The following is a 15,416-nucleotide window of genomic DNA, read 5'->3' as shown; positions in this document are numbered from 1 at the left end:
GACCTGTGGATCGGAGTGAAAGGCTAATCAAGCTCGGAGATAGCTGGTTCTCCTCGAAAGCTATTTAGGTAGCGCCTCATGTATCACTGTAGGGGGTAGAGCACTGTTTCGGCTAGGGGGTCATCCCGACTTACCAAACCGATGCAAACTCCGAATACCTACAAGTGCCGAGCATGGGAGACACACGGCGGGTGCTAACGTCCGTCGTGAAAAGGGAAACAACCCAGACCGTCAGCTAAGGTCCCAAAGTCATGGTTAAGTGGGAAACGATGTGGGAAGGCTTAGACAGCTAGGAGGTTGGCTTAGAAGCAGCCATCCTTTAAAGAAAGCGTAATAGCTCACTAGTCGAGTCGGCCTGCGCGGAAGATGTAACGGGGCTCAAACCATGCACCGAAGCTACGGGTATCACCTTAGGGTGATGCGGTAGAGGAGCGTTCTGTAAGCCTGTGAAGGTGAGTTGAGAAGCTTGCTGGAGGTATCAGAAGTGCGAATGCTGACATGAGTAACGACAATGCGAGTGAAAAACTCGCACGCCGAAAGACCAAGGTTTCCTGCGCAACGTTAATCGACGCAGGGTTAGTCGGTCCCTAAGGCGAGGCTGAAAAGCGTAGTCGATGGAAAACAGGTTAATATTCCTGTACTTCCAGTTATTGCGATGGAGGGACGGAGAAGGCTAGGCCAGCTTGGCGTTGGTTGTCCAAGTTTAAGGTGGTAGGCTGAAATCTTAGGCAAATCCGGGATTTCAAGGCCGAGAGCTGATGACGAGTGCTCATTAGAGCGCGAAGTGGTTGATGCCATGCTTCCAAGAAAAGCTCCTAAGCTTCAGATAACTGGGAACCGTACCCCAAACCGACACAGGTGGTTAGGTAGAGAATACCAAGGCGCTTGAGAGAACTCGGGTGAAGGAACTAGGCAAAATGGCACCGTAACTTCGGGAGAAGGTGCGCCGGCGAGGGTGAAGGACTTGCTCCGTAAGCCCATGCCGGTCGAAGATACCAGGCCGCTGCGACTGTTTATTAAAAACACAGCACTCTGCAAACACGAAAGTGGACGTATAGGGTGTGACGCCTGCCCGGTGCCGGAAGGTTAATTGATGGGGTTAGCGCAAGCGAAGCTCTTGATCGAAGCCCCGGTAAACGGCGGCCGTAACTATAACGGTCCTAAGGTAGCGAAATTCCTTGTCGGGTAAGTTCCGACCTGCACGAATGGCGTAACGATGGCGGCGCTGTCTCCACCCGAGACTCAGTGAAATTGAAATCGCTGTGAAGATGCAGTGTATCCGCGGCTAGACGGAAAGACCCCGTGAACCTTTACTATAGCTTTGCACTGGACTTTGAATTTGCTTGTGTAGGATAGGTGGGAGGCTTTGAAGTGGGGACGCCAGTTCTCATGGAGCCATCCTTGAAATACCACCCTGGCAACTTTGAGGTTCTAACTCAGGTCCGTTATCCGGATCGAGGACAGTGTATGGTGGGTAGTTTGACTGGGGCGGTCTCCTCCCAAAGAGTAACGGAGGAGTACGAAGGTGCGCTCAGACCGGTCGGAAATCGGTCGTAGAGTATAAAGGCAAAAGCGCGCTTGACTGCGAGACAAACACGTCGAGCAGGTACGAAAGTAGGTCTTAGTGATCCGGTGGTTCTGTATGGAAGGGCCATCGCTCAACGGATAAAAGGTACTCCGGGGATAACAGGCTGATACCGCCCAAGAGTTCATATCGACGGCGGTGTTTGGCACCTCGATGTCGGCTCATCACATCCTGGGGCTGAAGCCGGTCCCAAGGGTATGGCTGTTCGCCATTTAAAGTGGTACGCGAGCTGGGTTTAGAACGTCGTGAGACAGTTCGGTCCCTATCTGCCGTGGACGTTTGAGATTTGAGAGGGGCTGCTCCTAGTACGAGAGGACCGGAGTGGACGAACCTCTGGTGTTCCGGTTGTCACGCCAGTGGCATTGCCGGGTAGCTATGTTCGGAAGAGATAACCGCTGAAAGCATCTAAGCGGGAAACTTGCCTCAAGATGAGATCTCACTGGGATCTTGAATCCCCTAAAGGGCCGTCGAAGACTACGACGTTGATAGGTTGGGTGTGTAAGCGCTGTGAGGCGTTGAGCTAACCAATACTAATTGCCCGTGAGGCTTGACCATATAACACCCAAGCAATTTGCTGACGCAGATTGCGGTGGTGAAGACGAAACGAACCGAAAGTTCGCAGCAACATCACAAATATCGCATATCCGGATTCGCTGGGCTGTCCAACAGGACATTCTGGCAACAGAATTTCTTGACGACCATAGAGCATTGGAACCACCTGATCCCATCCCGAACTCAGTAGTGAAACGATGCATCGCCGATGGTAGTGTGGGGTTTCCCCATGTGAGAGTAGGTCATCGTCAAGATTCATTTCGCAAAACCCCTATCTGCGCATGCAGGTAGGGGTTTTGTCTTTTCTGGCTTTTACTCGGGCCAGCATCGGCAGCCAGCCGTGATATCGTTCCCCATTCTCCTCTCAGGGACTTTTCCATGCCCAACAGCACCTCACTGCAGCCTGGTTTCATGATCGTCCACGGCAACCGCCTGGACGACTTGCGCAGCCTGGTGGTGAGTTGGATGCGCCGCTATCCGCTGGCACCGCTGGAGAACGAAATTGCCTTGGTACAGAGCAATGGCATTGCGCAGTGGCTCAAGCTGGCTCTCGCCGAGGACCCCCAGGACGATGACATGGGCGGTTGCGGAATTGCTGCCGCCATCGATGTGCAACTGCCCGGTAGTTTCATGTGGCAGTTGTATCGCATGGTGCTCGGGCGCGATGAGATCCCGGAAGTGTCCCTGCTCGACAAGGCACCGCTGACCTGGCGCCTGATGCGCCTGTTGCCTGCACTCATCGAGCGCCCGCACTTCGAACCGCTACGTCGCTTCCTCACCGATGACAGTGACCTGCGCAAGCGCTATCAGCTGGCCGAGCGCTTGGCCGACCTGTTCGACCAATACCAGGTTTACCGTGCCGACTGGCTCAAGGACTGGGCAGCCGGTGAGCACATCCTCAATACCGCCCGTGGTGAGCGCAAGCCCCTCGCCCCGGGTAACCGCTGGCAGGCCGAACTCTGGCGTGCGTTGCTCGAGGATGTCGGTGAACAGGGTATGGCGCAGAGCCGGGCAGGGGTGCACCAGCGCTTCATCGAACGCATCAACAGCCTGGAAGCTGCACCTCACGGGCTGCCTTCGCGGGTGATCGTGTTCGGTATTTCCTCCCTGCCCGCCCAGGCTTTGGAGGCACTGGCCGGGTTGTCCCGTTTCAGCCAGGTGCTGCTGTGCGTTCACAACCCATGCCGTCACCACTGGGCCGACATCGTTGCCGACAAGGACCTGCTACGCCACCAGTACAAGCGCCAGCAACGCAAGCAAGGCATGCCGCTGCAGCTGGACGATGAGTCGCTGCATCAGCACGCCCACCCGCTACTGGCTGCCTGGGGCAAGCAAGGCCGCGATTACATCAACCTGCTGGACAGCTACGACGACCCCGGCAGCTATCAAGGCGTGTTCAGCGACGGGCGCATCGACCTGTTCAGCGACGGCCAGCCCACCACGCTGCTGACCCAGCTGCAGGACGATATCCTCGAACTGCGTCCTCTCGCAGAGACCCGCGAACGTTGGCCAGAAGTGGACCCGACCAAGGACCGCTCCGTGCGCTGTCACGTGGCACACAGCCCGCAGCGCGAAGTGGAAATCCTCCACGATCAGTTATTGGCCCGCTTCAGCGCCGACCCCACGCTGCGCCCGCGTGACGTTATCGTCATGCTCCCGGCAATCGACACCTATGCCCCGCATATCCGTGCAGTGTTCGGTCAACTGCAGCGCAACGACCCGCGTTACATTCCGTTCACCCTGACCGACCAGGGCCAGCGTGGCCGCGACCCACTGCTGATTGCCCTGGAACACCTGCTCAAGCTGCCGGACAGCCGCTTCGCCGTCAGCGAAGTACTCGACCTGCTCGACGTCCCGGCAGTACGCGCACGTTTCGGCATCCGCGAAAGCGACCTGCCCACGCTGCACCGCTGGATCGAAGGCGCGGGCATTCGCTGGGGGTTGAACGCCGATCAGCGTGCCACCCTTGGGTTGCCTCAGGGCCTGGAGCAGAACAGTTGGCGCTTTGGTCTTCGGCGCATGTTGCTGGGTTACGCCGTGGGTGTGGGAGAAGGCTGCGATGGCATCGAACCGTACGATGAAATCGGCGGCCTGGATGCCGCCTTGATCGGCCCGCTGGTTGCGCTGCTCGATGCCCTCGATGTGGCCAACCAGGCGTTGGCCCAACCCGCCACCGCCAGTGAGTGGGGTGATCGCCTTAACGCTTTGCTGCAGGTGTTTTTCCTGGCCGAGGAAGAGCACGACGAATTTCTCTTGATGCAGTTGCAGGCGCTTCGCGACAGCTGGCTGGAAGTCTGTGAAGCCGTAAACCTGCAAGACCCGTTGCCACTCACGGTGATCCGGGAGGCCTGGCTTTCGGGCCTCGACGAAGGCAAGTTGTCCCAGCGTTTTCTCGCCGGTTCGGTGAATTTCTGCACCTTGATGCCGATGCGGGCAATTCCGTTCCGCGTGGTGTGCCTGCTGGGCATGAACGATGGCGACTATCCGCGCGCCCAACCGCCGCTGGACTTTGACCTGATGGCCAGCGATTACCGCCCGGGCGATCGTTCGCGCCGGGAGGACGACCGTTACCTGCTGCTCGAAGCACTGCTGTCGGCACGTGACCAGCTCTACATCAGTTGGGTTGGCCGCAGCATCCGCGATAACAGTGAGCGACCGGCCTCGGTGTTGATCGGCCAGTTGCGCGATCACCTGGCTGCCGGTTGGCGCCTCAAGGGCGACGCTGATGGCCAGCAGCTGCTGCACGCCTTGACCCAGGAGCACCCGCTACAGCCATTCAGTGCGCGCTATTTCCAAAAAGGCAGTGCGTTGTTCAGCTATGCCCATGAATGGCAATTGCTGCACCAGCAGACTGCTGAGGAGCAGCAGCCTGACCTTGCCCTGCCAGCGTATGTCAGCGATGAAGCGCTGACGCTGACCCAGCTGCAGGATTTCTTGCGTCACCCTGTGAGGCATTTTTTCAGCCAGCGCCTGAAAGTGTTCTTCGAAGCCCTGGAAGCCCCCACACCGGACGAAGAGCCATTCGTCCTTGACGCCTTGCAGCGCTATAGCGCCAGCGAAAGCCTGCTGGGTGCTGCCCTGAGCGACCCTGAAAACGCCGAACGTGCGCTGCAGGCCCAGGCCCGCCGCCTGCAAGCCTGCGGCATGCTACCCCTGGCAGGTTTCGGTGAACTGCTGCAAGCCGAACTGATCCAGCCACTGCCCGATCTGCTGCAACGTCATCGGCAGCTGCTGCAGCGCTGGCCGACGGTGGTAGACGGCGCGTTGCCGATCCACTTCGAGCACGCCAACCACCGTCTTGAAGGCTGGCTGGGCCGGGTCTATCAGGCCGACGATCAAAGCCTGCTGAGTATCACCACGGTTCCCAATACCATCAGCGCCGGGCGCAACAACCTCAAATGGCACCGCCTGATTGCCAGCTGGGTGATGCACCTGGCTGCCTGCGCTGCCGGTTATCCACTGCACAGTGCACTGCTGGCCAGCGACATCACCCTGCTGCTCGGGCCCTTGCCGCAGGCTCAGGCTAGCGAACAACTGGGTCACCTGTTGGTCGCGCGCCAGGCGGCGATGAATGCACCTTTGCCCGTCGCCGCAAAGACGGCCTTTGCCTGGCTCGCTCAGGAAGATCCGGACAAAGCCCTGGCTGCCGCTACCCGTGCCTACGAGGGGGATGGCCGCACCAGTTTCGGCGAGCGCAGCGAAAGTGTTGCCCTGGCCCGGCAGTTCCGCGATTTCGCCGCACTCAGCGCCGACGAAACCTTCGAAGGCTGGTGTGAAACCTTGTACCGCCCCCTGTTCAGCGCCGCCTGGCAGGCCCAGGGCAATCCGGAGAGTGAAGCATGACCCAGGCCCGCCCCCTGGCACTGAGTTTTCCCCTGCATGGCAGCCAGTTGATCGAGGCCAGTGCCGGCACGGGCAAGACGTTCACCATCTCCGCACTGTACCTGCGGCTGATCCTCGGCCATGGTGGTGAGCAAGGCTTCGGCCGCGAACTGCTGCCACCGCAGATTCTTGTGGTGACCTTCACCGATGCCGCCACCAAGGAGTTGCGCGAACGTATCCGCGCGCGCCTGGCCGAGGCCGCACGTTTCTTCCGCGGCGAGCTGGAAGGCGGCGACCCACTGCTGCACCAACTGCGCGACGACTATGCCGAAGCACACTGGCCACGGTGCGCCAATCGCCTGGAAGTCGCCGTACAGTGGATGGACGAAGCGGCGGTGTCGACCATCCATGGTTGGTGCCAGCGCATGCTCCGTGAGCACGCGTTCGACAGTGGCAGCCTGTTTACCCAGAGCCTGGAAACCGACCACAGTGACCTGCTCGGCCAGGTCATGCGCGATTACTGGCGGCGCTTCTGCTACGGCATGCACGGCGAAGCGCTGAACTGGGTGCGCAGCCATTGGGTCAGCCCCGATGCCCTGCTGCCGCGCATCCGCCCGCTGTTCGGCCGCTTACGTGCGCAGCCGGACGAAGCGGAGCCGCAAGCGCTGATCGAGGGTGCGCTGCAGCAGCGGGGCGAGCAGTTGAGCCAACTCAAGGCGCCGTGGGTGCTATGGGCGGACGAGCTGCAGCAGATCTGCCGCGACGCCGTGGCGGCGAAACAGGCCGATGGCCGCAAACTGCAGGCGCGCTACTTCGAGCCCTGGTTCGAAAAACTGCGCACCTGGGCCAGTGATGAACAAGCGGTGGAACTCGACCTGGGCACCGGCTTTACCCGGCTGACTCCGGCCGGGATGGCCGAAGCCTGGAAGGCCGGTGATCCGCCCGACCACCCGGCCTTTCATGCGATGCAGAACCTGCAGCAACAGTTGCAGGCCCTGGCCAGCCCGGATGCCCGCTTGCTTGAGCACGCTGCCGCCTGGGTGGCGGCGCGCTTCGAAGTGGAAAAACGCCGGCGTGCCGAAATGGGCTTCGACGATATGCTGCTGCGTCTGCAACAGGCGTTGGCAACGGAATCGGGGGAGCGCCTGGCCGGGCTCATCCGTGAGCAGTTCCCAGTGGCGCTGATCGACGAGTTCCAGGACACCGACCCGGTCCAGTACGGCATTTTCGAAAGCATCTATCGCATCAGCCAGAACAACCCGGAAACCGGCCTGTTCATGATCGGCGACCCCAAGCAGGCGATCTACGCCTTCCGTGGCGCCGATATCTACACCTACCTGTCGGCCCGGCGCGCCACTGCCGGCCGCCTGCACAGCCTGGACACCAATTACCGCTCCAGCCAGGCGATGGTCGCGGCGGTCAACCAGGTGTTCCGACAGGCCGAAGCCCGTACGCAGGGCAAGGGCGCCTTCCTGTTCCGCGAAGCCGATGACAACCCGCTGCCGTTCGTCGAGGTCCGCGCCAAAGGCCGCCGCGAACGCCTGCTGATCGACGGCGAGGCGTGTGCGGCACTGCAGTGCTGGCAGCTGGAAAGCGAGGAACCGGTATCCAGCACGCTCTACCGGCAGCAGCTGGCAGCCAGCTGCGCGAGTCATATCGTTGCCGTATTGAATGGTGGCCAGCGTGGAGTGACCGGCTTCAGCGATGACCAGGGCGAGTTGCGCCCGTGCCAGCCTTCGGACATCGCCATCCTGGTGCGTGATGGCCATGAAGCGCAGCTGGTGCGCAGCGAGCTGGCCGCCCGCGGTGTGCGCAGCGTGTACCTTTCCGACAAGGATTCGGTATTCGCCGCCCAGGAGGCCCATGACTTGCTGGCCTGGCTCAAGGCCTGCGCCGAACCGGATTCCGAGCGCCTGCTCAAGGCCGCACTGGCTAGCCTGACCCTGGAGCTGTCGCTGGCCGAACTTGATCAGCTGAATCAGGACGAGCGGGTGTGGGAAGGCTGGGTCATGCGCTTTCGCCGCTACCGTGAGATCTGGCAGCGCCAGGGCGTGCTGCCCATGCTGCGGCACCTGTTGCACGACTTCGAGCTGCCGCGCACGCTGATCGGCCGCACGGATGGCGAGCGTGTGCTGACCAACCTGCTGCACCTGGCCGAATTGCTGCAGCAGGCGGCCGGCGAGCTGGACGGCGAACAGGCGCTGATCCGTCACCTGGCCGAGCACCTGGCCAACTCCGGCCAAGCGGGCGAAGAGCAGATCCTGCGCCTGGAAAGCGACGAGCAGCTGGTCAAGGTGGTGACGATCCACAAGTCCAAGGGCCTGGAATACCCCTTGGTCTATCTGCCGTTCATCTGCACCAGCAAGCCGGTGGATGGCAGCCGTCTGCCGCTGGCCTGGCACGACAGCCTCGGCAACGCACAACTGACGCTGACCCCCGACGCCGAGCAGATCGCCCTGGCCGACGAGGAGCGCCTGGCCGAAGACCTGCGCCTGCTCTATGTGGCCCTGACGCGTGCCCAGCACGCCTGCTGGCTGGGTGTCGCCGACCTCAAGCGCGGCAACCAGAAAAGCTCGCAGCTGCACCGCTCGGCGCTCGGTTACCTGCTGGGTGGCGGCCTGGCACTGCCGGGCTCGGAGCACCTCAAGGCGTGGCTGCAGAGCTTGCTGGCAGGCTGCGCTGATATTGCCTGCCCGGCACTGCCGGAGGCCCGCGATGAGCATTATCGTGCATCCCAGGCCGAGCGCGAGCTGTTGCCGGCCCGCAAGCCACGCCGGGCGGCGGCCGAGCATTGGTGGATCGCGTCCTACAGTGCCTTGCGCGTTGGCGAACAAACCCTCGGCGCCGACAGCTCGCAGGCCCAGCAACTGCTCGATGACGAAGTGGCCGATACCCAGCTGATCCGTGAAGTCCCCGCCGACGGTGGCGACATCCATCGCTTCCCCCGTGGCCCCAACCCGGGCACCTTCCTTCATGGGCTGCTGGAGTGGGCCGGCCGTGAAGGTTTTGGCGAAGTCGCCGGTAACGCCAAGCTCATCGAGCGTACCGTTGGCCAGCGTTGCAACCGCCGCGACTGGGCCGGCTGGATCCCGACCCTCAGCCAATGGCTGCAGCGCCTGCTCAACGAGCCACTGCCGGCCGGCCCTGGGCAGCTGACGCTCGCGCAATTGCAGCATTACCAGATCGAGATGGAGTTCTGGTTCGCCAGCCACAACGTCGACGCCGAGCAGCTCGACCGCCTGGTGGCCCGCCATACCCACCCCGGCAGTGCACGCCCGGCAGCGCAACCCACCTTGCTCAATGGCATGTTCAAGGGTTTCATCGACCTGGCCTACGCGCTCGACGGGCGCTATTACGTGGCGGACTACAAGTCCAACTGGCTTGGCCCGGACATTCAGGCCTACGACACCCAGGCCATGGAAAAAGCCATCCTCGAGCACCGCTACGACCTGCAGTACGTGCTGTATCTGCTGGCCCTGCACCGCCAGTTGCGCGCGCGGCTGCCTGATTACGACTACGACCGCCATGTCGGCGGTGCCCTGTTCATCTTCCTGCGCGGCGCCAGCAGCAGCGGCCACGGTGTGTATTTCGCCAAACCGCCACGCGAGCTGATCGAGGCCCTCGACGCGTTGTTCCGTGGCGTGCACGCGCCCGAGCAGCAGGACCTGTTTGCCGGAGCCGCGCCATGAGCCGAACCCTCGACGATCTCTTGCCTACGCCACTGCACGCCGAGCATCTGCTGGCCCTGGCCCCTCAGCACAGCAGCGCTGACCTGTTGCAGTTGCTCGATCGCTGGGTGGAGCGTGGTTGGCTGCGCGCGCTCGACCGGGCGTTCGTCAGCTTTCTCGAAGAGCGTGCCCCCGGCAGTGATCCGCTGCTCTTGCTGGCGGCAGCCCTGGCCAGCCACCAGCTGGGCCACGGGCATGTCTGCCTCGACCTGCAACAGACCCTCGCTGAACCGGATTTCGCGCTGTCGCTGCCGCCGGAAGGTGATGCCCTGAGCGGGCCGTTGTTGCTGCCCTCGCAGCTGCTGGCCAACCTTGGCTTGCCGACCTGGCTGCAACGCATTGCCGCCAGCCCGCTGGTGGCGGCTGGCGATACGCCGGGCCAGCAATCGCGGCCGCTGGTGCTCAGCGGCCAGCGTTTGTACTTGCGCCGCTACTGGAGCTACGAGCGGCAGATCGACCAGACCCTGCGCCAGCGCCTGACCCAGGACGACGCGGCCCCGGCCGACCTGCCGGCGCGCCTGGCACAGCTGTTCGACGAAGGCGCCCTGGCCGGCCAGGTAGACTGGCAGAAACTGGCCTGCGCCCTGGCTACCCGCGCAGGCTTCAGCATCATCACTGGCGGCCCCGGTACCGGCAAGACCACCACGGTGGTGCGCTTGCTGGCGCTGCTGCAGGCGCCGGCGGTGGAGCAGGGCCGGCCGCTGCGCATCCGCCTGGCCGCGCCGACCGGCAAGGCCGCCGCACGCCTGACCGAATCCATCGGCCAGCAGGTAGAACGGTTGCAGGTGAGCGCCGACGTGCGCGGGCAGATCCCCACCGACGTCAGCACCGTGCACCGCCTGCTAGGCAGTCGCCCGGGCTCGCGGCACTTCCGTCACCACGCCGGCAACCCGCTGCCGCTGGATGTGCTGGTGGTCGACGAAGCCTCGATGATCGACCTGGAGATGATGGCCAACCTGCTGGAGGCATTGCCGCCCAAGGCGCGGTTGATTCTGCTGGGGGACAAGGACCAGCTGGCCTCGGTCGAGGCCGGCGCCGTGCTCGGTGACCTGTGCCGGGATGCCGAAGAGGGCTGCTACTCGCCCGCGACCCAGGCCTGGCTGGAGCAGATCGGTGGCCAGTCGCTGGCCGCCAGTGGCCTGAAACCTGGGGATGCGCAACGCAATCCGTTGGCCCAGCAGGTCGTGATGTTGCGGTTCTCGCGGCGTTTTGGTGAAGGCAGCGGCATCGGCCAGCTGGCGCGCCTGGTCAACCGCCAGGAGGCCCAGGCGGCACGTGACCTGCTGAGCCTGCCGCCTGCGGACGTATTCGGCCTGGCGTTGCGTGGCGAGCAGGATCGGGCCTTCGACCGTCTGATTCTCGACGGCCTCAACCGGGGTAGCGAAGGGCCTCAGGGCTATCGCAGCTACCTGCGTGCCATTGGCCGCTATCGCCCGGCACCGGGCAGCGCATTCGACGATCCGCGCTGGGAGCAGTGGGCCGCCAAAGTGCTGCACAGTTTCGAAGACTTCCAGTTGCTGTGCGCTGTGCGCAAGGGCGCCTGGGGTGTCGAAGGCCTCAATGAGCGGGTAGCGCGGGTGCTGCAAAACGCCGGGCTGATCGACAGCCAGCAGCCGTGGTATGAAGGCCGCCCGGTGCTGGTGACACGCAACGACTATGGCCTTGGCTTGATGAACGGAGACATCGGCATCGCCCTGCGCCTGCCGGATGAGCACGGTGAAGCGCTGCTGCGGGTGGCTTTCCCGCGCAACGATGGCAGTGGCGGAGTGCGCTTCGTCCTGCCCAGCCGCCTCAACGAGGTGGAAACCGTTTACGCCATGACCGTGCACAAGTCCCAGGGCTCCGAGTTCAGCCACACCGCGCTGGTGCTTCCGGATGCACTCAACCCGGTGCTGACCAAGGAGCTGGTGTACACCGGCATCACCCGGGCCAAGCATTGCTTCAGCCTGATCGAGCCGCGCCAGGGTATTTTCGAAGAGGCGGTGCTGCGCAAGGTACGGCGCATATCCGGTCTGATGCTCGAACAAGTCTGACGCGCCTACAGACAGCCAGCGTTGTGCTATCGTTGCGCCGACTTCGACAGGATTTTGAGAGAATTCTCACATGACAGGCGCCAGGGAGCGGTTGACAGGCTGCGCGCTTTCGCTGCTGCTGGTTGCCTTGTCACTACTGGCCGGCCCTGCCCAGGCGGACGGTTCGGCCACCGCGGCGCAGGCCCAGCAGCGTGCCAGGGCGGTGACCCAGGTGGTCCTGGGTATCCTCAGCTACGCGCGCTGGCCTACCGAGCCCGTGCCCTTGCGCCTGTGCCTGGTCGGCCCCACCGAATACGCCGACGACCTGATCAAAGGCAGCGTGCAGAACTCCGGGCAACCTTTGCAGGTAAGGCGCCTGCTGGCCGACGACCGGCAGGTTGCCCAGGCCTGTGACGCCGTGTACATCGGCAAGCTCGACGATGGCCAGCGCGACCGCCTGTTCCAGGCCATCAGTGGCCGACCGGTACTGAGCATCAGCGAAGCCGACGACCCGTGTACGGTCGGTAGCCTGTTCTGCCTGCGCGTCAGCGATCAACAGGTCGCCTTCGAGGTCAACCTCGACTCCGTGGCGCGTTCTGGAGTGCGTATCCACCCCAGTGTGCTGCAGCTGTCACGGCGTCGCGGAGCACTGCCATGAAGGCCGGCAACAAGCAGGGCGTGCGCCCGACCCTGCGCTCGGTACTTGGCCGTGGCCACCTCAGCGTGGCCCTGCTGGCGGTGAGCCTGGCCGGCATCTCGCTGACCCTGCTCGGCGTGCTGGCCCTGCGTGTGTACGCCAACCACAACCTGCACCTGATTGCCCGTTCGATCAACTACACCGTCGAAGCCGCCGTAGTGTTCGACGACAGTGCCGCGGCCAATGAGGCGCTGGAACTGATCGCCAAAACCGAAGAAGTGGCCGACGCCAAGGTGTTCAACAACGACGGTGAGCAGCTGGCGCATTGGCAACGCAGCGATGAGAGCCTGCTCGGGCACCTGGAGGTGCAAGTGGCGACGGCCCTGCTGGATGAGCCGATCAACCTGCCGATCATGCACCAGCAACAGAAGGTCGGGCATATCGAGCTGATCGGCCAGGGCCGCAGCCTGCTGCTGTTCCTGCTCAGCGGCCTTGGCGGCATCCTGTTCTGCACCCTCCTCAGTGCCTTCGTCGCCTTGTACCTGTCGCGGCGCCTGCTCGGCGATATCGTCCGGCCCCTGCGCGGCCTGGCCAGCGTCGCCCACGCTGCCCGCCGCGAACGTAGTTTCGACCGCCGCGTACCGGAAGCGCCCATCGCCGAGCTCAACGAGTTGGGCAACGACTTCAACGCGTTGCTCGATGAACTGGAGGTATGGCACAGCCATTTGCAGCACGAGAACGCCACCCTGGCTCACCAGGCCAGCCACGACAGCCTCACCGGCCTGCCCAACCGGGCGTTCTTCGAGGGCCGCCTCAGCCGTAGCCTGCGCAATGCCGCACGCCAGCAAGACCATCTGGCGTTGCTGTTTCTCGACAGTGACCACTTCAAGCAGATCAACGACAGCCTCGGCCATGCCGTGGGTGATCAAGTGCTGATCAATGTTGCCGACCGTGTGCGTGCGCAACTGCGCGAGCACGACCTGGTGGCCCGCCTGGGCGGTGACGAGTTCGCCGTACTGCTGACGCCGCTGCATTCGCGCGAGGATGCCGAGCGCATCGCCGAGAAGATCATCGCCAGCATGCAACTGCCGATGCTGCTCGATGGCGGCGAGAGCCTTACCACCTCGCTGAGCGTCGGCATCGCCTATTACCCGGATGATGGCAGCGACCCTGCCAGCCTCCTCAATGCCGCAGATGCGGCGATGTACCAGGCCAAGCGCAAGCGCCGTGGCCAGTGGCAAGCGGCACAGACGGAACGGTCCGCCGCCGATTACAGGAACAGGAGTTGAACCGTGATACAGCGTTTGCGTTTTTCTTTCATCGTGATGTTGCTGGCCTTGCTGGCGCTGGCTGGGTGCCAGAGCACACCGCCCCAAGGGCTGACCGCCGAGCAGATTGCCGTGCTCAAGCGTGAAGGCTTTGCCCCCACCGACGAGGGCTGGGCATTCGACCTGTCGGGCAAGGTGCTGTTCGGCAGTGATCTGGACAACCTCAACGGCGCGAGCCAGGCAATCGTCGAGCGGATCGGCAAGGCGTTGCTGGGGGTGGGCATTCAGGGCGTGCGGGTCGATGGCCATGCCGATGCCTCTGGCAAGGCGGCGTACAACCAGCAGTTGTCCGAACGGCGCGCGCAGAGTGTGGCCAAGGCACTGGCCGGCGTGGGGATGCCAGCGCAGAACATTCTTACCCGGGGGCTGGGCAGCACGCAGCCGGTGGCAGACAACCGCACCAGCGCAGGGCGGACCGAGAACCGGCGGGTGTCGATTGTGGTGGCGTCTTATTGAAATAGCTGTGAAGAATACAGCGCGGTGTAGCTGACAGGTGCCTGCCTTGAGGTTTTCGGCGCTTATGAGATCGAGCGCCGCCCGCGCGGCGCATCGCGAGCTGCGCTCGCTCCTACGTTTGTTTCGGGCCAGTAACGCCTGTGACAGGCGCGCGCGACCGCCTTGTTGGTACGACGCGATATCGCGCCATGCGCCAAGGCGTACGCGCGCAAATCCCACAGGAAATATTGGCCCGAAACAAACGTAGGAGCGAGCGCAGCTCGCGATGCGCCGCGCGGGCGGCGCTCGGTCGCATAGGCGCTGGAAATGCTGTGGCGAAAACCTAAAGACCTCCATCAACCCTGAGCAAAGCGAATCTCGCGTGTCTCTCCCATCAGCAATGGTGCATTCGCCTCGGTCACCCCGCGGATGTAATCCCACAGCAAGGTAATCCGCTTCAACTTGCGCAGATCCTCCCGGCAATACATCCAGAATTGCCGCGTCACCTCGATCTGCTCCGGCAGCACCGTCACTAGCCGGGCATCCTGCGCCGCCAGAAAGCACGGCAGTATCGCCAACCCACGCCCTTGCAACGCCGCCGTGTACTGGGCGATGACACTGGTACTGCGCAAATGCGCATTGGCATTGGGAATCAGGTTGGCCAGGTAGAGCAATTCCGAACTGAACGCCAGGTCGTCCACATAGCTGATGAACGGGTGGCTCGCCAGGTCGCTGACCTGGCGGACCGGCGCATGGCTGTCCAGGTAGTCCTGGGTCGCATACAGCCGCAGCCGGTAGTCGCACAGCTTGCAGCACACGTAAGGCCCATGCTCCGGCCGCTCCAGGGCGATGACGATGTCAGCCTCGCGTTTGGACAGGCTGATGAAGTGCGGCAGCGGCAGGATATCCACCGAGATCGCCGGGTAGGCATCGACGAAATGGCTCAGCTGCGGGGTGACGAAGAAGCTGCCGAAGCCCTCGGTGCAGCCCATGCGCACATGCCCCGACAGCGCCACGCCCGAGCCGGAGACTTGCTCGCAGGCCATGTGCAAGGTGCTCTCGATCGACTCCGCGTAGCCCAGCAGGCGCTGCCCCTCGGCAGTCAGGACGAAGCCGTTGGTGCGTGATTTTTCGAACAGCAGCGTGCCCAACGCGCCCTCCAGCGAGCTGATGCGCCGCGACACCGTGGTGTAGTCGACGGCCAGGCGTTTGGCCGCGCTGCTGGCCTTGCGCGTGCGCGCCACTTCGAGGAAGAACTTCAGGTCGTCCCAGTTCAGCGCACTGAGGGAGGTCAGGTCTTTTTGCATGTTGATCCGG

7 protein-coding genes and 2 rRNA genes (1 of these 9 cut by a window edge) are annotated in these 15,416 nt (G+C 63.1%); 8 read left to right on the top strand and 1 reads right to left on the bottom strand.

What is annotated here, in order from left to right; all coding sequences use genetic code 11:
* From OCX61_RS23440 to yfiB, 8 genes are all read left to right on the top strand, one after another.
* Positions 1 to 2,140, top strand: a 23S ribosomal RNA gene (locus tag OCX61_RS23440); it begins 753 nt to the left of the window's first position.
* Positions 2,141 to 2,275: 135 nt separating this feature from the next.
* Positions 2,276 to 2,391 (top strand): 5S ribosomal RNA (gene rrf / locus OCX61_RS23435).
* Positions 2,392 to 2,515: 124 nt separating this feature from the next.
* Positions 2,516 to 5,980, top strand: a complete 3,465-nt coding sequence (gene recC / locus OCX61_RS23430) for an exodeoxyribonuclease V subunit gamma (RefSeq protein ID WP_261941595.1) — start codon at positions 2,516 to 2,518, stop codon at positions 5,978 to 5,980.
* On the top strand, positions 5,977 to 9,648 hold the full coding sequence (recB, locus tag OCX61_RS23425; RefSeq protein WP_261941594.1) for an exodeoxyribonuclease V subunit beta: 3,672 nt from the start codon (positions 5,977 to 5,979) through the stop codon (positions 9,646 to 9,648). Before recC ends, recB begins: the two co-directional genes overlap by 4 nt.
* Positions 9,645 to 11,720, top strand: coding sequence for an exodeoxyribonuclease V subunit alpha (recD, locus tag OCX61_RS23420; protein WP_261941593.1), 2,076 nt, complete (start codon positions 9,645 to 9,647; stop codon positions 11,718 to 11,720). Before recB ends, recD begins: the two co-directional genes overlap by 4 nt.
* A gap of 70 nt (positions 11,721 to 11,790) precedes the next feature.
* Positions 11,791 to 12,357 (top strand): regulatory sequestration protein YfiR, encoded by a 567-nt coding sequence (gene yfiR, locus OCX61_RS23415; RefSeq protein WP_261941592.1) that lies wholly within the window; start codon positions 11,791 to 11,793, stop codon positions 12,355 to 12,357.
* Complete coding sequence (dgcN, locus tag OCX61_RS23410) at positions 12,354 to 13,625, top strand: diguanylate cyclase DgcN/YfiN (RefSeq protein WP_261941591.1); 1,272 nt, start codon at positions 12,354 to 12,356, stop codon at positions 13,623 to 13,625. The genes yfiR and dgcN overlap by 4 nt, the downstream gene beginning before the upstream one ends.
* A 3-nt stretch (positions 13,626 to 13,628) precedes the next feature.
* Complete coding sequence (yfiB, locus tag OCX61_RS23405) at positions 13,629 to 14,120, top strand: outer membrane lipoprotein YfiB (RefSeq protein ID WP_261941590.1); 492 nt, start codon at positions 13,629 to 13,631, stop codon at positions 14,118 to 14,120.
* Positions 14,121 to 14,455: 335 nt separating this feature from the next.
* On the opposite strand, the gene OCX61_RS23400 is transcribed toward yfiB, so the two are convergent.
* Positions 14,456 to 15,406: a LysR family transcriptional regulator gene (locus OCX61_RS23400; protein WP_261941589.1), complete on the bottom strand. Its 951-nt coding sequence runs from the start codon at positions 15,404 to 15,406 to the stop codon at positions 14,456 to 14,458.
* Between the last annotated feature and the right edge of the window lie 10 nt (positions 15,407 to 15,416).

Source organism: Pseudomonas sp. LRP2-20, from assembly GCF_024349685.1.
In the GTDB taxonomy this organism is placed as follows: Bacteria; Pseudomonadota; Gammaproteobacteria; order Pseudomonadales; family Pseudomonadaceae; genus Aquipseudomonas.
Note: the sequence above shows the minus strand (reverse complement) of the source record. Positions and strands in the feature narration are given on the sequence as shown.

Excerpts from the sequence above, each read along its gene's own strand:
- recB (WP_261941594.1), top strand. The coding sequence starts at position 5,977 with ATGACCCAGGCCCGCCCCCTGGCACTGAGTTTTCCCCTGCATGGCAGC.
- OCX61_RS23400 (WP_261941589.1), bottom strand. The coding sequence starts at position 15,406 with ATGCAAAAAGACCTGACCTCCCTCAGTGCGCTGAACTGGGACGACCTG.
- recC (WP_261941595.1), top strand. The coding sequence starts at position 2,516 with ATGCCCAACAGCACCTCACTGCAGCCTGGTTTCATGATCGTCCACGGC.
- yfiR (WP_261941592.1), top strand. The coding sequence starts at position 11,791 with ATGACAGGCGCCAGGGAGCGGTTGACAGGCTGCGCGCTTTCGCTGCTG.
- recD (WP_261941593.1), top strand. The coding sequence starts at position 9,645 with ATGAGCCGAACCCTCGACGATCTCTTGCCTACGCCACTGCACGCCGAG.
- dgcN (WP_261941591.1), top strand. The coding sequence starts at position 12,354 with ATGAAGGCCGGCAACAAGCAGGGCGTGCGCCCGACCCTGCGCTCGGTA.